We start from the raw sequence: 18,953 nt of genomic DNA, 5'->3' as shown, positions 1-18,953 counted from the left end.
GAATATGGGAAGCAGCCAATGCTGCTTTCCATATTTGTTCTAAATATTAGTTGCAGGTAGGCATACACTCAACTGTAAGAGAACATGCTCTGCCATCGTTTCCTAAATGGCAGCTTACATTCCACCAAGCGCAGCCTCCATTGACACCTGCTAATAAATCCTGGTCTTCTAGCTCTACTAAAACGTCACCAGCCGGATGATTAAGATTAGTATGATTGCGTGACATTGGATCTTTCCATGAACGAATAGTTTCTGACATTGTGTTGCCTCCCCAAATTAATTTGATAGATGGTATTTTAATTGATTAGTTGCATGTCGGCATACATTCGACAGTTAAACTGCAAGCACGGCCGTCGTTTCCTAAATGGCAGCTTACATTCCACCAAGCACAGCCTCCATTAACGCCTGCTAATAAATCTTGATCCTCAAGCTCCATTAAAACGTCTCCAGCAGGATGCTTATAATCTACATCCAAAGAGAGACGAGATAAAGGATCTTTCCAAATGAGTAACATTTTTGACATTTTTCCACCTCCTTCCAGTCCTAAAATTACTATATTATGAAATAAGTGTCAATAACTAAATTTTCAAAAAATAAGTTGACTTTATTTTACATTATTGGTAAATTGGGAATTGTTTCCCGGGATGCAATAATAATTTATTATTTGGAGGAGAAGAAAACATGAATGCAAAAGATCTAAGAAATCCAGAGTTTCGAGCAAATCAAGGCATTAACAATCCAGCAGGTGAAATCAATGAGATGGAACTTTCCCAATTGGCAGGTACTGGGGATGCTCAAATTCAAACAACTTGGGCTTGCGGAATCGCCGTTTCACTTGCTTTGTGTCCGACTACAAAATGTACAAGCCAGTGCTAACTTCTAGATAAGACATATAAGCCCTCATTCGCTCTAAAATGGGGGCTTTCTTTAAATTAAATTGGCGGGGTGGAAACTATGAATACAAAAGTACATAGAATTTTCAGTGATAAATGGATACTCGGTTCTTACTTAGCAGAACGTAAAAATACGGTAACTGCCTATGATAGGAAAATGGATTTTGGAAAAGACTTCAGTAATATCGAGAAGTGGGTGAAAATCTGCGGATTACAAGCAGACGAACTGACTGAACGACTTAATCAAGAGGAGATTAGTAGAGAGGTATTTGAACATATCATACTCAACGAATCAGCACCCAAACTAAAATACGATCTGCCATGGGCTTTAGAATTTGAAAACATCTTGCAGCATAATGCTGTGATTAATGAAGATCTTCAGCTGCAAACAGATCTGTTCCAGCCATTTTTTTCTTTTTTCCTTTCATATGCAAAGGAGAAGTTGTTGACCCATCCTTTATTGCAACAAAGCAACCTTTTAGTTGATGTTGATTCCGTTATTCAAATTTATACACATAATTTACATTCCAAGCTTCTTTCCCTTAGCTTAAGAACCCTAATTTCAGAATTGAATATAGCTCGAATCACAGAGGATTTGGCTGGAAATACCCCGAAAGAACGCTATCATTCCTTTAATCTTCATTATCTGACAGGAAGAGAAAAAATTGCTTCATTCCTCTCTGTCTATCCAGTGCTTGCAAGATTAATCACTCAAACCTTGGAATATTCCCATACATATTTGATTGAAATTCTTTCTCGCTTTGAACAAGACCAAAACAGTATAAATGCCTTGTTCGGTGAGGGATTTTCCCTTGTTCAGAAAATTGAAGTAGGGGAAGGAGATTCCCATTTGAAAGGGCGATCTGTGGCAATTTTGACTTTTAATTCTGGAAAGAAATTAGTTTATAAGCCCCGATCACTTGCGGTGGACGATCATTTTCAAAAGTTATTACTCTGGTTCAATCAAAAGCAATTTAAACAGCCATTCAGAACAACACTCGTAATCAATCGAGGAAACTATGGGTGGTATGAATTTATTGAACATAAGGAATGTCTGGATGAAGAAGAGGCTGTGGCATACCACTATCGTCTCGGGGGATACTTGGCTATTTCCTATCTTCTCAGTTCAGCAGATCTTCATTCTGAAAATCTCATAGCCTGTGGTGATTCTCCAGTATTGATAGATTTAGAGACAGCGTTAAGCAATGATATCAATTTGGGTGACCGTGTTTCTCCATTTCCAGCTGTTGTAAAAGAATTAAATACATCTGTATTTGGAACGATGATGCTGCCTGTTACATTTCCTTCAGGACAACTTATTGATGTGGACCTAAGTGCAGTAGGAGGAAGGCATGGTTCAGAATCTGAAAAGGTAAAAGTCTGGGCGGTTGAAAAAGAAGGTACTGATGAAATGAGGCTCATACAAATTCCATACGTGTCTCCAAAAAGTTCAAATCAGCCGAGGCTAAAGGGGGAAGAATTGAATGCATTCCATTACAGAGGCTCGATTGAAGATGGATTTAGAGACCTTTATACGATTCTCCTGCTGAATACAGAAGAGCTTTTAGGGGGAGAAGGCCCTATTTATTCCTTTTCCCACGATACAATCCGTCATGTCCTGAGACCGACACATATCTATGCGAAATTCCTTGAGGCGAGTACACATCCTGATTATTTACAAAATGGACTTCATCGAGAGAGACTTTTTGATTCTTTCTGGCGCATCACTTCCCTGATACCGGATTATCGCAAAATTGTAAAAAGCGAGTGCTGTGCTCTTTTGGACCATGACGTGCCGTATTTTACTATGAATGCAGGAAGCAGAGACCTCTATGACGGAGATGGAAACATCTACCCCTCATTTTTTGCTCTATCCTGTATTGAGCTGACATTGAAAAAGCTGCAGATGTTGAATCAAGCAGATTTGAAAAAACAGCTAAGGTATATTCGTCTCTCCCTAAATACTTTGGGTGAAAACGAACCGCAATCTTCTAATGTTCAAAGTGATGAAAGTTTGATTCTTGAACCCATGAGAGAAGAGGAATACCTCAAGGAAGCAAGAAAAATAGGTGACAAGATCTACAATGAGGCCATATGGGAGAATGGGAAGGATAAGGCTTATCTCATTGGTCTAAATGTGGGCTTGAATAATAAGCTGGTTGTCTCACCATTTGGTCCTGGGATGTATGATGGAACAATGGGGATCATTGTTTTTCTTGCCCAGTTGGCAGAAGAGACTGGCGGGGTTAAGTACAAACGACTTGGGAAGGCCTTGCTGAATGGTTCTCTTTTAATGACAAAACCCGAGTCTCTATCCGTCTCCGCTTTTCATGGAATTGCGTCCCTATGTTATGGATTGCTGTATGTAGGCAGGCTATGGAATGATGAAGAACTAATTGAAAAAGCGTTTTCTTATATCAAAAACCTAAATGGGAATTTACAGGCAGAACAGGCAACCGACTTTTTAGGAGGGTTGGCAGGAGTCATTATAGTGCTGCTCAAGATGGATGAGCATAAACCCAGTTCTTCTGCATTATCCATAGCAAAAAAATACGGTGAAGAGCTAATGGTGAAATTAAGACAAATCTATCTCTCTGACCGTCCGCTCTTAACCGGGCTATCACATGGAGCAACAGGGTATGCATGGCCGCTCATTTGTCTCGGAAATAAGATCGATAACAAGCAATATATTGAGGAAGGATTCAAGCTTTTGGACTATGAGAGGTCTCTGTACGATGAAGCTGAAGCAAACTGGCTAGACCTGAGGGACAATACAGAAAATAAAACAAGCCCCGTTTATTGGTGCCATGGAGGACCTGGAATTGCTTTAGGGCGAATTATGATTTCTGAACACATTATTGATGAAAAGGAATTGGCTTCAGATCTGTCGAAGGCAATAGATATCACATTGAAGAAAGGGTTCGGCAAAAATCAGAGTCTCTGTCATGGAGATTTTGGCAACCTAGACATCTTGTTGACTGCATCAGAAAAGCTGAAATCTAAGATGATTAAATCAATTGCAAATTTAAAAGGTTCCGAGATCCTTCAAGTTGGAAAGAAGAAAGGATGGACACTTGGGATACATAATGGGGAAGAAATGCATGGGCTCATGCTTGGATCATCAGGTGTGGGTTATGGATTACTCCGTCTATGGAATCCTAGTATCCCGAGCATCCTCGCCTTTGAACTTCCAGAAAAACCAGTACATAGAAAGTGATGTGAGGGACATGGAATATCCACATTTAAAGAAAGTGCCTTTTATTGAACAATTACAGCAAACAGAATGTGGTCTTTGTTGCATGGCGATGGTGGTCAAATATTACAAGGGAAATGTCTCTTTATATGAATTGCGTGAGAGGATGGGAAACGGCCGGGACGGGACAACACTCTTGCATTTGCGCAATCTTGCTTCATCCCTTGGTTTTGAAGCGAAGTGCTATGCAACGAAAGTTGCTCAACTAGAGACACATCGTTTACCGGCCATCTTATACTGGGAAGATAAGCATTTTGTTGTCTTGGAGTCGATTAAAGGTAACCACTATTTTATCGTTGATCCTGCACTAGGAAGAAGAAAAATAACCATTCAAGAGATGGAGGATTCTTATTCTGGTTATTTACTTAGCTGCATACCGGATAGGGAGATCGATTACAAAAAGGAAAAAAACATTTGGATTCCTTATGCAAGAAAGTTATGGGAGAAACCAAAGCTTGTAGCAACGATCATAGGCATTTCCATTCTCATTCAACTGCTTACTGTCGGAATGCCGATTCTTATTAAATTTATTATCGACAATATTATCATGACTAAGAATGTCGAGATGTTGAATGTGTTTTTGATAGGAATCATCTTATTGGTCCTATTTCAAACTGCTTTTCAATTTATTCAAGGGCGGCTACTTGTAGGACTTCAGAATTTTCTGGATTTGAAGATGGTCACCCGTTTCTTTAAACACCTCTTGGCTCTTCCTTATCAATTCTTTCAGGTTAGATCATTCGGTGATCTCCTCTTTAGGGCAGGGAGTCTAAGAGTGGTAAGAGACCTGTTGTCGGGGCAACTGCTAAAAGGAGTATTGGATATAGGCATTCTTCTAATCATCGGAATATATATGGCATTCAATTCTCTCGTTTTGACCATGTTTGTCTTCGTTTTTGCCGGAATCAACATGTTGGTCATCTATTTCAGCCGCCCGAAAATTGCAGAGGCTAACCAAAAGGAAATTATGAAGCATTCTGCAGTACAAGGGACCCAAGCTGAAATTCTATATGGGATATTTGGCATTAAAACAGCAGGTGTTGAAGATGTCATGTACAATAAATGGTCGTCTCAATTCAATGAATTAATCACGGCATATAAGAAAAAAGAATATATCCTGAATAATGTGAATTCAATAACCGCGTTCCTGACATTGGCCTCTCCTCTAATCGTACTGTATATAGGAGCTCAGCTTGTTTTCAGCGGAAACTTGACATTAGGAGGATTGATTGCTTTCCATGCCATTACAATACAGTTTTTTGGACTCAGCAGCTCGGTCGTTAATACCATTAATTCATTTATCCTGGCTACTTCATACCTAAAAAGAGTACAGGATGTTCAGGCGGCACCAATTGAGGAAATAAACGAGGGTTTGGTAGAACTTAAGGATATCAAAGGGGATATTCTTCTTGAAAGTGTAAGTTTCTCGTACACAAAATATAGTCCATCAGTTGTCAAGAATGTTAACATTCATATTACATCCGGTTCAAAAGTAGCACTTGTGGGCAAGTCAGGTTCAGGGAAGAGTACTTTATCAAAACTCATTCTTGGTTTGTATCAGCCAAGTGAGGGAGAGGTATATTTTGATGGAAGAAGCCTTAAGGATCTTAATAAACAACTGCTCAGAAAGCAAATAGGGGTGGTCCCCCAAGATGTGACACTATTGAATCGGTCCATTTTTGAAAACATTGCTCTTCATAAATCCGATGCCACAATAGATGAAGTAATTGAAGCAGCTAAAATGGCTCAAATTCATGATGAGATCATGGTCATGCCAATGAAATATAACACGATGGTCTCCGAGATGGGAATGAATATTTCTGGCGGACAGCGCCAAAGAATTGCTTTGGCGAGGGCCCTTGTTCATAAACCGTCCATTCTTCTTCTTGATGAAGCAACAAGCTCGCTTGACCATTTAAACGAAGGACGGATTGATGAGTTTTTAGAAAACATGAACTGCACAAGAGTCGTTATCGCACACCGTTTGACTACAGTGATGAATGCGGATGTAATCCTCGTTATGGAAGATGGCCAAATTGTAGAACAGGGAACCCATTCAGAGCTTTTAAGTCTAGATGGTTATTATCGATCTTTTTACGAAAAGTATGATGATATGAGTTACAATAAAGTAACAATGGCAACATCTTAGTGAGCAAAGCTCTATGATAATGATGATATATTCGTTCTAGCCGTACACACAAATGTGGTACGGTTTTCTTATATTAATAAACCAATCTAACAAAGAGCAAGTAATAATACCTAATTATTTACAATTTGTATAAAAAACTTTACAAATTGTCTGTAAATTAATACAATACAAATAGAGAAGGGTAAGGGGAGACCAAGATGGGATTAAACAAGAATGGAGTATTAACCAATAATATCCTGATTTTAAGGATGCAAAAAGGATGGACGCAAGAGGAGTTGGCCAAGAAATTGGGGGTCAGCAGGCAGACTATTATTTCAATCGAGAGAAATAAGTACGCGCCTTCATTAATATTAGCATTTGAACTTGCGAATCTCTTCGATAAGAATATTTACGAAATTTTTCAGTATGAAAATGATAAAGGGGATAATTGATATGAAATTTTCAGACTTAATATCAACTGGAATGCCAGTGCTTTCTTTAATAACAATCCTATTTGTTGTTATCTTTATATCAATCAGTAACAAAGAAGGGAAAGATGAACGCGGCATTCACATTTTCTGGAAAGTTTATTCAGCCATGCTGACTTTACTATCTTTGCTCATCTGCCTGCTCATCTTCTTGAATTCATGGGATATAGTTGGGCTAATGGATTTTAGAAATCTGACAGTACTTTCTCTCTGTCTTACGTTCATAATCGGAACGGTATATCTTATGATTTATAAAAAAAGAATCTGATTAGTTTTAGGAGGGGTAAGGATGGGAGAGGCTATTCTGAAAACAGAAAACCTAACCAGACGATATAAACAGAATTATGCAGTCAATCAATTGAACCTTGAAGTGGAAAAAGGAGAAATCTATGGATTCCTTGGACCAAATGGTGCAGGCAAGACGACAACACTTCGTATGATCTTAGGTCTCATCAAACCTACCGATGGATCAGTGAAGGTATTTGGAAAGAGTTTAAAGGAAGATAGAATCTCCATTCTTTCCCGAATAGGGGCAATCATCGAAAACCCAAACTACTACGGTCATCTGAGTGGATATGTAAACTTGGAAATCTCCAGAAGATTATACGGTGTAGCGAATATGAACAGAATTGATGAAGTCCTGGAAATGCTGGATTTAGACCAGGCAAAGCATACAAAGGTCAAGCATTACTCTCTTGGGATGAAACAACGGTTGGGAATTGCACAATCACTGCTCCACAAACCTGATTTATTGATTTTAGATGAACCTACAAATGGGTTGGACCCGGAAGGAATTCATGATATTAGAAAAATGTTGAAGAAGCTGAGTGCTGAGGAAGGGGTGACTGTTATTCTATCAAGTCATCTTCTGGGGGAAATAGCGAGCATTGCTGATAGGATAGGCATTATACACCAAGGTAAGCTTCTCTATCAGGGAAGAATCGACAACTTACAGGATGAATTCAGTGCTAAAACCACTCTCAGTGTAGCTCAGCCAGATAAAGCATTCGATATTCTGCATGCAAAAGGAATAAAGGTAGAGCTGGATCGAGACACAAATCATTTAGTGATTTCAGATCTTGAACATGGCAAGCTAGCGGTCATTCAAAAAACATTAATAGATGAAGGCATTGCTATTCAAGAAGTTAGGAACGGGCAATCATTAGAGGAAATTTTCTTAACTATGACCCGAAAAGATGCGGGTAAATCATGAAACAAGTCCTGTCCTCAGAAATGTTGAAATACAGGTTCAGCGTTATTCCGTTAGCATTGATTTTGTTTTCAGGTGTCTTTATATCCCTGCTTTTTCTTATGGTAGCGTATTTTGACTCAGGCGGAAAAGAAAGTATAAAAAGTTGGTTTGCTGCATTTGAGGTCTTTTCATTAACCATGCCCAGTCTTTTAACTATTACAGCCACTTTTTTTATTATCGTATTTGCAAGTTTTGAACAACAAGGGAAGAAATGGGAGAATCTATCTGTTTTCCCCCATCCAAAGTGGTCATTCTATGTTTCAAAATGGCTTCTTATGGGGATGACCATGCTATTAATAGGCTTTCTCTTTTTTATTATAACCATTGGTTTCACAGCAATCTGGAGCGTCCCCATATCAGAGCAGCTTTTGTTTGCCTTTACCTTGTACCCATTTGTGCTTGTGCTTCCTTTTATCTCTTTTCTATTCATTCTCTCGACCCTTATTGTGAATCAAGCATGGGCGTTAATGGCTGGTATAACTTCAGTTTTATTAGGGCCAATATTCAAGGGATGGGGATGGTGGTTGCCTTGGGGTTATCTTACAACTGAAATGCCCTATGTTTCTGAGGAGGTTCTGATGAATGCACCTTCAGTCAGCTCACTTACCGCATCTCTGCTATTTTGCTTTTTGCTGATGTTACTTGGGATATTCCTGATGAACGTAAAAGAATCATAAGGAGGTGAGAAGAATGAATAACCTGCTCTATATAGATTTGCTAAAGGTGAGGAATCTAAAGTCATGGGTTTCAATTGTGCCTATGGTGTTGGTACCTGTTTTATATTCAGTCTTGATGTATTCATTTATTATGGTAGGCAAATATCAATACGATTCGGAAAATGATTGGTTATTTTCATGGGCAATTGTTTCCATGATTTATGGTACTTTATTTTATCCCTTGATCTCTTGTTCGGTTGTCAGTCTTTTCTGCAAGGTTGAAAATGATCAAAATAACTGGCAGCGCATGTTTCTCTACCCGATTACCAAGTGGAAGCTTTTCTGTTCAAAGGTCCTCTGGTCCATAACCATCCTTTTAATTATCCAAATATTCGCTCTTTTGACATTTGGAATAAGCAGTCTGCTCTTAAACTTGGAGGATACTATCCCATATGTATTTTTATTAAAGTGTGCATTTCTTGGATGGATAGGGATTATCCCATTAGTGATTATCCAACTCCTGCTTATGATTCTTTTGAAAAGCACTGCTAAATCTTTGGCTTTCAACCTTATCCTTATTCTTCCTGGCTTCGCTTTTACAACATCTGAACTAAGGTTTACAGCAGGCTATTTCTATCCTTGGTCATTGCCGGCAATGGGGATGACACAAGACATTGGAGGAATTTCAAGTATGTATTTGCTGTCAATCGGCATACTTATTCCGCTCTTGTTTTTTCTAGGAACAATCTATTTCAGAAATGCAGAGATCAAATAAATAAGAGGAGGATGCGAATGAGTGCTGTTGTTGAACTCAACCATTTATATAAACAAATTGGCAAACAACAAATAATTAAGGATTTGTCATTCACAATTAACGAAGGAGAAATATTCGGATTTCTCGGACCTAATGGAGCTGGAAAAACAACCACAATACGAATGATGGTTGGATTGACGTCAGTGACAAGCGGTGAGGTCCTAATAAAAGGGGATAATATCCAGACTGATTTTAAGAAAGCGATAGCCCATGTTGGAGCCATTGTTGAAAATCCAGAGTTTTATAGCTACCTTACGGGCTTTGAGAATTTAATGCAATTTGCAAGGATGTCAACAGGTGTTAAGAGAGAGTGGGTAGAGGAGCTATCTAATCTGGTGGGTTTAGAAGGTGCCATTCATAAAAAAGTGAAAACCTATTCTCTAGGAATGAGGCAGCGTCTAGGGGTGGCACAGGCACTTTTACATAAGCCATCCGTCCTTATCTTGGATGAACCTACAAATGGACTTGACCCAGCTGGGATTAGGGAATTCAGAGGTTACATTAAGGAGCTTGCACGCGAACAAAACCTAGCTGTTTTGGTCTCAAGCCACCTGCTTTCAGAAATTGAACTGATGTGCGACAAAGTGGGGATTATCAAAAACGGCGAGATGATTGATGTTCGATCCATCAAAGATTTTTTATCAGAGAAAAGCGGGCGAACTACTAGATTTACTGTGGATGATCTAGATAAAGCGATTAACATATTGAAACAGCAATTCCCAGATGTCCTTTTCAAAAGGAATATGAATTCTCTTGATGTGACAATTAGCAAGGAGTATATCACTTCCATAATTAAAGCATTTTCGTCTGACAATCTAGAAATTTATGAAATTTCCTCAGCACCAGAATCACTAGAGGATAAATTCCTAGCATTAACAGGAGGAGAAGATTAATGAAAATGTTTATGAACCTAATTCTTAATGAAAAGATTAAGATTTATCGAAAAAAAAGCAGTCTCCTCGTATTTATTGCTTTACTGTTAGGAGTTAGCTTTGCAGCCTATATTAAAAATGACGCTGGGGATAATAGTCATTCGAACTGGCGGAAAGAAGTGGTGCAAGAAATACAAGTGACAAAAGAAGCACTTGCATCTACTGAGGGCGGTCAGGAGACAGAGCTGCTTGAAAAAAAAATTGCTATTAACGAGTATCGGCTTGAACAAAATACTCCACCACTTGCTGATGATACATTATGGGGTTTCATGAGTTACACTTCAAGCTTTATAGGTATTGTAACTATTTTTGCAATCATTGTGGCCGGATCTATGATATCGAAGGAGTTTAATAACGGAACGATAAAGTTCCTGTTAATTCGTCCCCATAACAGGGGAATGATTCTTTTATCCAAATATATAGCAACACTGCTTTACGGTTTAGTATTGACTGCAGCTGTTTTTATAATTGGATTGTTGATGGGATCTATATTTATGGGCTTTGCAGCTCCTGAAGATTCTTATCTCGTATATGCCAATAATGAGGTAGTGGAAAGGAATATCTTATTACACGTCATTACGCTTTATGCAATGAATAGTGTAGGTCTGATTATGATGGTGACTTTGGCTTTCATGCTTTCAACTGCATTTAGAAGCACTTCAGTTGCAATAGGAATTGCCATCTTCTTAACGATGTCGGGAACAATCAGCATTCAGTTATTGTCTCAATTTGATTTGAACATCGGAAAATATTTGCTGTTTGCCAATACAAATCTTCTTCAGTACTCGTTGGATGGACCGCCATTTGCGGGGATGTCGATGTCATTTTCCTTACTTGTATTGGCAGTGCATTATCTTGTCTTTATGGTGATTACTTGGCTTAGTTTTACAAAAAGGGATGTAGCTGTTTAAAAGAACAGTAAAATAATATGACATTGGGGTGATAGTAATGGAAACAACAACTTGGATTGCCATTTTATTGATATTAGCAATTAGCAGTGGATATTTTGTGAAGAAGAAGAAAAAGTAGGAGTTTTAAATTCATATTTATTACTTTATTTGACATATTTCTCAGAAGTAAAGAGCATCATTCAATAAACATTTTGACTGACTGAGTGGTAACGGGGAGGAGAGTGTTAAGGATGAAGGCATTAGGAATTGTAAGGCAACTTGATGAATTGGGAAGAATAACAATTCCAAAGGAAATAAGAGATTTCCATGGCTGGAAGAAGGGACAGATTTTAGAAGTGTTTTATGATGACGATAGTATTGTACTTAAGGCATTTGAAACACCAGATGAAAAAAAAGAAGTATTAAATTGGTTGGAAAATGAGCTTTTTAAGTATAGGAGTATGGCAGAAGCCCCAATAATTAAAAATGCGATTTCATTCGTGAAAAGAGCTTAGTTATATTGAAGTAGTGATGCTTTTTTTAAGCAGGTTATTCTCTTAGTTTTAAGTAGGACGGGGAAATAGACAATTCTCGCAAGAGAGCTGTCTATTTTCGTTTTTTTAACAATAGGTACTACTTTACAAATCAATAGTCTGAACCCGATGCCAATAAATATGATATATAATAAACAAATGAATACATCTAATCCCATTTAAAATGGTGTATCCACCGTGCGGACCCTACAGTATGGGGAATTTGTACAGAATCATTATGTGAATGTCTGAAAAAACGCATGGAGAGATCCATGCGTTTCCTGACTTTATACGAACAGAATTTCATCCGTCAAACGATAATCGCTCGGGGTAATGCTCACGTATTTTTTAAAGGTAGAACTGAAATAGTTCGGGGTATTAAAGCCAAGTTCATCTGCAATTTGCTCAATTGTTTGATCCGTATGCCGAAGCATCCAGACCGCACGCTGGAGCCTGACGAAGGTTACATATTCAACAAAGCTGCGTCCGGTTTCTTTTTTGAAGAGTTTGCAGAAATAAGGGACACTGATGTTAATTTGATCTGCAACAATTTTAGTCGTCAGTTCACTTTGACAGTGTTGGGCAATATAGCTGGTGCAAGTATTGATTTGAGGATTATCGGTTATTTCCTCAAAATAGCGAAGTGAGAGCCGGTTGTAGTGCGGAGTGCGTCTTGCTTTGCGTGCTTCCCGGTAAGAATGGGACAAAAGCAAAGGCTCTCTGTAAATGGAACCGACACCTATATATAAATGAATGCCATGTTTATTTTTCAGTACTTCCATTCCATGGAGCAATTTGCTTTCGCCTTCCTGCCAAGACCGAATGGATGAGAAGCCATGCGGAACCTGGAGGAGCATTAGCAAATGTTTTTTGTAAGCAAGAAAAGACGGCTGCTGGCCCACTTGTGAAAAAAGCTCTTTAAAGACTGTCTGAATGAGAAGAGGGGCAGATTCTGCTTTTTCCCTGCTCTGATTGTGAATAAATCCCTGTATGAAGCAAACTGCGTTTGGGACTGAGTTATCAGGAAGATAGGGACGTGCTGCAAACAGCTCTTCTTCTGATTTTACTTCGGCACGGAGCAGTCTGCGCAGGAAAGCTTCTTGAAAAGGAAGGAGACGGGCATCTGTCCTGCGGTCCTGTTCCAGCTGCTGAACGATTGACCCATAATTTGTTATGACTGCGTTTTCATTTTTATTAGACGTAATCACTTTTCTTAAGCTTTTAATAAAGGTATGTTTTTTGACGGGTTTCACAAGCATGGACTGCAGCTGCAGTTCGATGGCAATTGGAGATGTTTTCAGCATAGATGGGTCAAGAAGCGGAAAGATGATGCAGTCATGGTGCTGTTTTTGCAGCCGGTGAATTTTGACCCAGTCAAATAGCTTAGCAATCTCTACGACGGCTATATTAAGAGAAGCGATCTTATTGCCTTCATCTGTTTGCAGGGAATCCTCTAATTCTTCATGTATCCATGCAGTCATTTTATCTTTTTCTGCTGTTTCTTCCACTATGAATGTAACGTTGTACACGCTTAATTCCCCATCCCTTACAGTATGTCTCTAGTACTAGTATACATGAAATAGAGAATATATTAAATATTTATACATTTCTGATAATTTATTGTAAGGTATGCCGTTTCCTTCTATTGTAAAATACAAGCATGCAGTGAAAATAGATAAAAACAAAGGGGGAAAGGATTTTGGCCGCTGAGTTTAAAGACTATGATTATGTAGAAGCAGGGACAGTTGACGTTCGGGAGCTTGCGCCGCTTGATCAGCAGACACGCCACTTGATGAAAAGTGAATTTCGTACAGGTTCGAAACTCACACTGTTTTATTTTGCCTTTATTTTTGCGATGCCGATTCTGAATTGGTTTGCACCCGAGTTTATGTTTTCAAGTTTTTACGGCGGAATGACATATGCTTGGTTTTTTACAGGGATTGTTGCGATGGGAATGGCCTTTATTATTGCTTATATTCATACTGCTTTATATGAGAAGAGATTGAAAAAGAGCCAGACGATAGACAGCTCCATTCATCCTTCTGACGGAAGGGGTGTCAACTGATGGCTGCTTTATTTGAACCCAAAATGCTGCTCACCATTTTTCTGATGGGAACGATTGTCTACATTACGTATCTTTCAAAGCGGAACACAACGGCTTCTGATTTTTTTGTAGGCGGGCGGAGCTTCGGATGGTTTACAAATGGATCTGCCATCGGAGGGGATTACTTAAGTGCTGCCACATTCCTCGGGATTGCAGGCCTGACGTTTCAGCTTGGCTATGATGGAGCCTATTATGCTTTTTGCTTCTCTATCGGATTGACCCTTCTTGCAATCTTTGTTGCGGGACCGCTCCGCAGATTTGGTGCTTATACGGTTGCGGATTTTCTTGGCTACCGCTTTCACAGCAAACGGGCAAGACTTGCCGCGGTTGCCGTCGTATTGGCTATTTCAGGTTTCTATGCTGCACCGCAATTATTGGGAGCGGCACAAATTTTAAGTATGTTCTTTGGTACAAGCTATGAATTTGGAATTATATTTACTTGCAGTGTCATGATTTTCTACGTTGGAATCGGCGGAATGAAAGGAACTACTTTAAACCAGGCGCTCGAATTATGGATTCGTCTTGGCGCATTTATTTTAATGGTAGTAGCGGCGATTTACGGCGGTTTATATTATGAAAGAATTCTTGCATCCGTTACTGAATTTACAGGAACCATTGCCGGAACTGCAACGTTTGCCCCTGACGGAAAAGACGTTGTCCATGACGGTCAAACTTGGATTGGCACCGGAAATTACTTTCCTTCCTTCTGGCAGACTATTTCCATGACAATCGGACTTGCGTTAGGTACGATTGGTCTTCCGCACATTCTATTGCGCTTTTATACAAACCCAAGTGCAAAGGCCGCTCGTAAATCAGCTCTTATGGCGATCTTAATTGCAAGCGTTTTCTTTTTCTTCGCGGTTTACCTTGGAGCAGTTGGAAGATCAATTTTCTTAAGCGGTTCAGCGGATCCTCAAGTGATGAAAGATCTTGTAGCCGGAGGAAACAACATGGTCATTCCTTCAACTGCACAGGCTCTAGGCGGAGAATGGCTGCTTGGGCTTGTTATTGCAGGTGCATTTGCAGCAGTATTCTCAAACTTGTCCGGATTATTTATCGCAAGCTCTGGTGCTTTGGCACATGATTTATATGCAACCTTTTTAAGAAAGAATATTACTCAAAAAGAACGCGTTATTGCAGGTAAGGTCTCGATTCTCGTTTTAGGTGTTTTATATGGAGCACTTGGTCTTCTTGTAAAAGAAGCATCAATTGGTCACCTTGTTGCACTGGCCTTTACTGTTGCTGCAAGTACATTTACACCTATCTTCATCCTCGGTATCTGGTGGAGAGGCATGACAGAAAAAGGGGCAATCGCAGGACTCGTTCTCGGGCTGCTCTCATCCATGTATATGATTTTCCTCCCGACGACACTGCCTGAATTCCTTCAATTCAGAGTACCTGGACTGATAACCGTTCCAATCGGATTCCTGTCTGTTTACATTGTATCGAAACTTGACCGTAAAGTTCCTTCTGACGTAAACGACTTTATGAGAAAAGTGCATTCGAAAGAATCTGAGATTGCTTGACAAATAGGGAAGAGGGCTGAACCCAGCCCTCTTTTTTTGTGTTAATTTTGGATTTGCATAGACCCGATACCTTATGGACAAGGCTTACGAGCGATCATGTTCCATTAACGGAAGCGGGTATATTGTAGCTTATTTATCCACAGCCCATCTGATCCTTGGTATCAAACTCCTGAAAAGAAAACCAGGATGCCGCAGAAATCGCTGGATTCGATAGTGCGTCAAAGCGGTTGAAAGAAGGAGAAAACCCGCCTCCACCCTGAATGGAATAGAAAAATCCTCTTCACCCGAAAAAAGTGTGTCAAAGCGGTTGAATGGAACAGAAGCGATAAAAAGAATAGAGAACTACAGGTCCCCATAAAAAAACTCCTTCAACTATAAGGAGTTTTCTTACCTTTTTACTATTGAATAATGAATGGTTAAAAAGGGAATCGAAAAAATCCACATTTTATGCTTAGCGGTCAGACTTCCCCGCGGTGCTTCTAAAACATGAAAAACTTCTTCAATTGGTAGCTTAAAAAGTTTCTGTTTGTAAGCTAAGTAGACACCCGCATCTGAATCCGGCTTCTCTCTTTTGCTTGAAAGCTGAAGGTTCTGCCCATTCTGCTTGAGTTCCAGTATCCCAATCATGGCTGAGCGGGGGAGAGGAAGCGCGATGTTCATATAGGTTTTTTCATTTGTTTTGTGATACGAATAGAGAGCTACAAAGGCAGTTTCGCCATTTACTTTCCTCACCCATGCCCGGGCAGATTCTCTGTCATCGTGTTCTTTTTTTACCGGATAGATGTTTCCGGTCATTTCTGTCTGCTTGCTTGATACAGGCAGATTAATTTGCTTCACTTGCCGGCTGATTAATCGGTAGAGGATTGCGAATAGCTTGAACCAGTTGTGCCATTTCACCTCTGCAAGCAGGCGGTATTGATTCGTATTTTCATAAAAGCTGATAATGTCTTTAGACAGGGTTTTCAGAGAAATGTGAGGTTCATAGATTCCCATATCATCTACCAGTCCCTCGTATTCAGCTGAATTCTTCTCTGCAATCTTATCCAGTATTTTTTCGCCAATCACTCTTTTTCCTCTGACTTTGCTGATTGAAAATGACGCAGCCTCTGGGGCAGAAGGCGTGAAAATGGACCAGCCAATCACCCCAAGTAAAGCAAATAAGCCGCAATTCAGCATGCCATGAAAAGTAAGCATATAGGTAATGGTTACGGTGAAATCTCCCCATACATTTCCCAGGGCATAAGCCAATGAAAAAAGAATCGTGATCCCAAGAGCTGAAAAGGATAGTCTGATCAGCCATTTCGCTTGATGAAGCTGCACATCAAATGAGTGATAGATCAAACCATAAATGCCAACTATGTAAAATAGGACCGACAATAGCTCAAGCCAGACTGAAAAGGTAATCCCCAGCGCTACAATAATTGGCGATACAATCAGGATTGAAGTCGAAAGCCGGTAAAATGGAGGTTTCGAAATTCTCCCCAAAAACCCTGCAAAAATCGGCAGCAAAAAGGAAGAATAGTGAAAGTGAATGCCTGTCAGCCACCTGATGATAGGGGAAAAGCCAGTTTCAATGTCTGCTATATGGGCAAAGAACCAAGCTCCGCCGACCATTAAGGAAAACAGACCCATATCCACGGAAAATTCCTCAAAATGGATAAAACCCCGGCTTAAAAAACGTGAGCATCCATAAGCTGCTGCGATAATCGTAAAGAACAAATAGACACCTGCAAAAAAGACATCCAATGAGTTTTCACCCGTTATTTGCAAGATAAAAACAGATGCATAACCAGGAATCGAAACATAGGGATACAGCTTATAAAACCAGTCCCCTTTTTTCATGACGAGCTGCAAAACAAGCGGAACATAGACAAGCTGTGCTGCTGTAAGCAATAAAAAATACCATGGACCTGCATGGAAAAGTACGGATAATAGAAATAAAACAATGTGAATAATAGCTATGCTACGAAACTTCATCTGCTGTAAACTCTCCTTCATATGTAAAAACAGTGCCAATGACAGGATTTTTGACTGAAACATTTATTAAAAAGATATTTCTTTCATCGTCATATGATTCTGTAACCGAGGCCAATCCCTGAAGCATTCTCGGCATGGGAATCTCATGATTTCCAAGAACAAGCCGCTGACATCTGGACTCTATTTTTAATTGCCCGTTATCATTCACATGGAAAGCTAAATCTGAATAGAACAGTTTCGGCTCACCCAGGTAATCTTTAATCAAGTTTCTTTTAGAATCCAGACTCATTAAGGCATTGAAGTACCTTTTCTTATTTTTAAAATAAAAGATCCGTTCCCAGTGAACCTGTTCTTCTCCGTTTGAACCAGTGCACGGTGTATTCCTGATCGTAAACGGAATATCTTTCCCATACTCCGGAAATAGGAGTTTAAAGCGGACTCCTGCTAAAAAGAAGGGATATAGCCATTTAGGACCGCCTTTTATTGTTCTCATCACCCCTTTAGCTGTAAAGGGAAACTCATACCTTTTTTGAAGCTTGGGATGGAGCCGTTTATACTGATCGCCTAATACACTTCTATAAATAGACATCGTTATCTCCTTATCTCTTTCTCTTGCAGCTGCTTGCTGTCGGAAGATCCCGGCTTTGGAAGAATCCAATTATAGAAAGGATGAATAAAGCAGCATTGAAGGTAATTGGACTGAATGGATGAACAAGGTTTGCAGGCTCTGCCAAAACGGCTGAAAGCGATAGAAGCGGAAAAGCCATAATCTGCACACCAAATAACCTTCTTTTATTAATAGGCAAAAGCCACAACAGTCCGAATAGAATTTCAGCTATGCCAACCGCAGATACGATTGAGGAAGCCTGTCCCATGGAAATGGACAGCAAGTTTTGTGTCATAGATACTTCTTCAGGCTGCTGGAAAAGCAATTTAGGCACTGTGCCATGATAGGTCCATATAAAAAAGAAAAGAAAGGAAATAAGCCATATACTAAAAAAGCGTAAATACTGGGAGGCGGGCGCTTCGTTCTTTTCAAGCCATCTTTTCAGGACATCAAAGCTTAAGGCAGTTGCCCAGCCGATTAACGGCCGAAAGATCATTCCATCACAGAACGTTCCTAATCGGCCAAAGTTCACTTTATAATCGTATTGTGTCAAAAAAGTCAGGGTTTCTTGTTTTTGTATGTACTTCCAGTAACCCTTGCCTTCTTTGATAAGGGAGATTTTTTGATCAGTTCCGAATTGAAGGGAGGATGTCCTCGATCCATCTTCAGCATGAAAGGTCCCTGCACTTTTTCCCCATCCTTGGACGCTCTGCCCAAAGCCAATGTTGGTTTTGTATAAAAAATGCTGAGGTTCGTTCTCTTTTTTCGGAAGGTATGTTATCGATGAAAAACGCAAATCCCAGCTCGAATGCAAGTCTGGAGTTTGTGTTGCGTTCCATAGTTTTTCCATGTCTGAGCCGATCGGTAATTCCACGTAAATTGGTTTTCTTTTCATCATCT

Annotated in this window: 19 protein-coding genes; 13 read left to right on the top strand and 6 right to left on the bottom strand. The window is 39.7% G+C overall.

The window, feature by feature from the left end; translation table 11 throughout:
• Window positions 1-46 precede the first annotated feature (46 nt).
• Both QFZ72_RS22955 and QFZ72_RS22950 read right to left on the bottom strand, forming a co-directional pair.
• Window positions 47-259 carry a plantaricin C family lantibiotic gene (locus QFZ72_RS22955; RefSeq protein WP_307438109.1) on the bottom strand — a complete coding sequence of 71 codons (213 nt, stop codon included), beginning with the start codon at window positions 257-259 and terminating at the stop codon, window positions 47-49.
• A 45-nt stretch (window positions 260-304) separates the two neighbouring features.
• On the bottom strand, window positions 305-523 hold the full coding sequence (locus QFZ72_RS22950; RefSeq protein ID WP_307438107.1) for a plantaricin C family lantibiotic: 219 nt from the start codon (window positions 521-523) through the stop codon (window positions 305-307).
• Window positions 524-681: 158 nt separating this feature from the next.
• Here QFZ72_RS22950 and QFZ72_RS22945 point away from each other — a divergent pair, with 158 nt between their 5' ends.
• The 11 genes from QFZ72_RS22945 (at window position 682) to QFZ72_RS22895 (ending at window position 11,821) form a co-directional block, all read left to right on the top strand.
• Window positions 682-876 (top strand): class II lanthipeptide, LchA2/BrtA2 family, encoded by a 195-nt coding sequence (locus QFZ72_RS22945; protein ID WP_307438105.1) that lies wholly within the window; start codon window positions 682-684, stop codon window positions 874-876.
• A 78-nt stretch (window positions 877-954) separates the two neighbouring features.
• Window positions 955-4,110, top strand: a complete 3,156-nt coding sequence (locus tag QFZ72_RS22940; protein WP_307438103.1) for a type 2 lanthipeptide synthetase LanM family protein — start codon at window positions 955-957, stop codon at window positions 4,108-4,110.
• Between the two features lie 10 nt (window positions 4,111-4,120).
• Window positions 4,121-6,295, top strand: coding sequence for a peptidase domain-containing ABC transporter (locus QFZ72_RS22935; RefSeq protein WP_307438101.1), 2,175 nt, complete (start codon window positions 4,121-4,123; stop codon window positions 6,293-6,295).
• Window positions 6,296-6,492: 197 nt separating this feature from the next.
• Window positions 6,493-6,726 (top strand): helix-turn-helix transcriptional regulator, encoded by a 234-nt coding sequence (locus QFZ72_RS22930; RefSeq protein ID WP_307438099.1) that lies wholly within the window; start codon window positions 6,493-6,495, stop codon window positions 6,724-6,726.
• 1 nt (window position 6,727) lies between these two features.
• Window positions 6,728-7,030 (top strand): hypothetical protein, encoded by a 303-nt coding sequence (locus tag QFZ72_RS22925; RefSeq protein ID WP_307438097.1) that lies wholly within the window; start codon window positions 6,728-6,730, stop codon window positions 7,028-7,030.
• Between the two features lie 21 nt (window positions 7,031-7,051).
• On the top strand, window positions 7,052-7,975 hold the full coding sequence (locus tag QFZ72_RS22920) for an ABC transporter ATP-binding protein (RefSeq protein WP_307438095.1): 924 nt from the start codon (window positions 7,052-7,054) through the stop codon (window positions 7,973-7,975).
• Window positions 7,972-8,691, top strand: a complete 720-nt coding sequence (locus tag QFZ72_RS22915; protein WP_307438094.1) for an ABC transporter permease — start codon at window positions 7,972-7,974, stop codon at window positions 8,689-8,691. Before QFZ72_RS22920 ends, QFZ72_RS22915 begins: the two co-directional genes overlap by 4 nt.
• Before the next feature lie 13 nt (window positions 8,692-8,704).
• The gene (locus QFZ72_RS22910; protein WP_307438092.1) at window positions 8,705-9,445 is read left to right on the top strand and encodes an ABC transporter permease; all 741 of its coding nucleotides are present in this window, start codon (window positions 8,705-8,707) and stop codon (window positions 9,443-9,445) included.
• A 17-nt stretch (window positions 9,446-9,462) separates the two neighbouring features.
• Window positions 9,463-10,377 carry an ABC transporter ATP-binding protein gene (locus QFZ72_RS22905; RefSeq protein ID WP_307438090.1) on the top strand — a complete coding sequence of 305 codons (915 nt, stop codon included), beginning with the start codon at window positions 9,463-9,465 and terminating at the stop codon, window positions 10,375-10,377.
• Entirely contained in the window at window positions 10,377-11,327 is a 951-nt protein-coding gene (locus tag QFZ72_RS22900; RefSeq protein WP_307438087.1) for an ABC transporter permease, read from the top strand. Before QFZ72_RS22905 ends, QFZ72_RS22900 begins: the two co-directional genes overlap by 1 nt.
• A gap of 230 nt (window positions 11,328-11,557) precedes the next feature.
• Entirely contained in the window at window positions 11,558-11,821 is a 264-nt protein-coding gene (locus QFZ72_RS22895; protein ID WP_307438086.1) for an AbrB/MazE/SpoVT family DNA-binding domain-containing protein, read from the top strand.
• Between the two features lie 305 nt (window positions 11,822-12,126).
• Here QFZ72_RS22895 and QFZ72_RS22890 read toward each other — a convergent pair whose 3' ends face one another.
• A complete protein-coding gene (locus QFZ72_RS22890) occupies window positions 12,127-13,368 on the bottom strand; it encodes a helix-turn-helix domain-containing protein (RefSeq protein WP_307438084.1) in 1,242 nt (413 codons plus the stop codon).
• 170 nt (window positions 13,369-13,538) lie between these two features.
• On the opposite strand from QFZ72_RS22890, the gene QFZ72_RS22885 reads away from it, so the two are divergent.
• Window positions 13,539-13,904, top strand: a complete 366-nt coding sequence (locus QFZ72_RS22885; protein ID WP_307438082.1) for a DUF485 domain-containing protein — start codon at window positions 13,539-13,541, stop codon at window positions 13,902-13,904.
• Window positions 13,901-15,469, top strand: coding sequence for a sodium/solute symporter (locus QFZ72_RS22880; protein ID WP_307439952.1), 1,569 nt, complete (start codon window positions 13,901-13,903; stop codon window positions 15,467-15,469). The genes QFZ72_RS22885 and QFZ72_RS22880 overlap by 4 nt, the downstream gene beginning before the upstream one ends.
• A gap of 387 nt (window positions 15,470-15,856) precedes the next feature.
• Here the strand turns inward: QFZ72_RS22880 and QFZ72_RS22875 are convergent, their stop codons facing one another.
• From QFZ72_RS22875 to QFZ72_RS22865, 3 genes are read right to left on the bottom strand one after another with little or no spacing between them, the layout of a single operon-like run.
• Entirely contained in the window at window positions 15,857-17,446 is a 1,590-nt protein-coding gene (locus QFZ72_RS22875; RefSeq protein ID WP_307438081.1) for a YndJ family protein, read from the bottom strand.
• On the bottom strand, window positions 17,433-18,035 hold the full coding sequence (locus QFZ72_RS22870) for a DUF4166 domain-containing protein (protein ID WP_307438079.1): 603 nt from the start codon (window positions 18,033-18,035) through the stop codon (window positions 17,433-17,435). Before QFZ72_RS22870 ends, QFZ72_RS22875 begins: the two co-directional genes overlap by 14 nt.
• Before the next feature lie 10 nt (window positions 18,036-18,045).
• Window positions 18,046-18,948 carry a DoxX-like family protein gene (locus QFZ72_RS22865; RefSeq protein WP_307438078.1) on the bottom strand — a complete coding sequence of 301 codons (903 nt, stop codon included), beginning with the start codon at window positions 18,946-18,948 and terminating at the stop codon, window positions 18,046-18,048.
• Window positions 18,949-18,953: the final 5 nt, after the last annotated feature.

Source organism: Bacillus sp. V2I10 (assembly GCF_030817055.1).
Taxonomy (GTDB): Bacteria; Bacillota; Bacilli; order Bacillales; family Bacillaceae; genus Bacillus_P.
This window is presented reverse-complemented; position numbering and strand designations above follow the sequence as displayed.

Bases quoted from the DNA above. Each gene is read 5' to 3' on its own strand.
- QFZ72_RS22955 (WP_307438109.1), bottom strand. From the start codon at position 259: ATGTCAGAAACTATTCGTTCATGGAAAGATCCAATGTCACGCAATCAT.
- QFZ72_RS22950 (WP_307438107.1), bottom strand. From the start codon at position 523: ATGTCAAAAATGTTACTCATTTGGAAAGATCCTTTATCTCGTCTCTCT.
- QFZ72_RS22945 (WP_307438105.1), top strand. From the start codon at position 682: ATGAATGCAAAAGATCTAAGAAATCCAGAGTTTCGAGCAAATCAAGGC.
- QFZ72_RS22940 (WP_307438103.1), top strand. From the start codon at position 955: ATGAATACAAAAGTACATAGAATTTTCAGTGATAAATGGATACTCGGT.
- QFZ72_RS22935 (WP_307438101.1), top strand. From the start codon at position 4,121: ATGGAATATCCACATTTAAAGAAAGTGCCTTTTATTGAACAATTACAG.
- QFZ72_RS22930 (WP_307438099.1), top strand. From the start codon at position 6,493: ATGGGATTAAACAAGAATGGAGTATTAACCAATAATATCCTGATTTTA.
- QFZ72_RS22925 (WP_307438097.1), top strand. From the start codon at position 6,728: ATGAAATTTTCAGACTTAATATCAACTGGAATGCCAGTGCTTTCTTTA.
- QFZ72_RS22920 (WP_307438095.1), top strand. From the start codon at position 7,052: ATGGGAGAGGCTATTCTGAAAACAGAAAACCTAACCAGACGATATAAA.
- QFZ72_RS22915 (WP_307438094.1), top strand. From the start codon at position 7,972: ATGAAACAAGTCCTGTCCTCAGAAATGTTGAAATACAGGTTCAGCGTT.
- QFZ72_RS22910 (WP_307438092.1), top strand. From the start codon at position 8,705: ATGAATAACCTGCTCTATATAGATTTGCTAAAGGTGAGGAATCTAAAG.
- QFZ72_RS22905 (WP_307438090.1), top strand. From the start codon at position 9,463: ATGAGTGCTGTTGTTGAACTCAACCATTTATATAAACAAATTGGCAAA.
- QFZ72_RS22900 (WP_307438087.1), top strand. From the start codon at position 10,377: ATGAAAATGTTTATGAACCTAATTCTTAATGAAAAGATTAAGATTTAT.
- QFZ72_RS22895 (WP_307438086.1), top strand. From the start codon at position 11,558: ATGAAGGCATTAGGAATTGTAAGGCAACTTGATGAATTGGGAAGAATA.
- QFZ72_RS22875 (WP_307438081.1), bottom strand. From the start codon at position 17,446: ATGAAGTTTCGTAGCATAGCTATTATTCACATTGTTTTATTTCTATTA.
- QFZ72_RS22870 (WP_307438079.1), bottom strand. From the start codon at position 18,035: ATGTCTATTTATAGAAGTGTATTAGGCGATCAGTATAAACGGCTCCAT.
- QFZ72_RS22865 (WP_307438078.1), bottom strand. From the start codon at position 18,948: ATGAAAAGAAAACCAATTTACGTGGAATTACCGATCGGCTCAGACATG.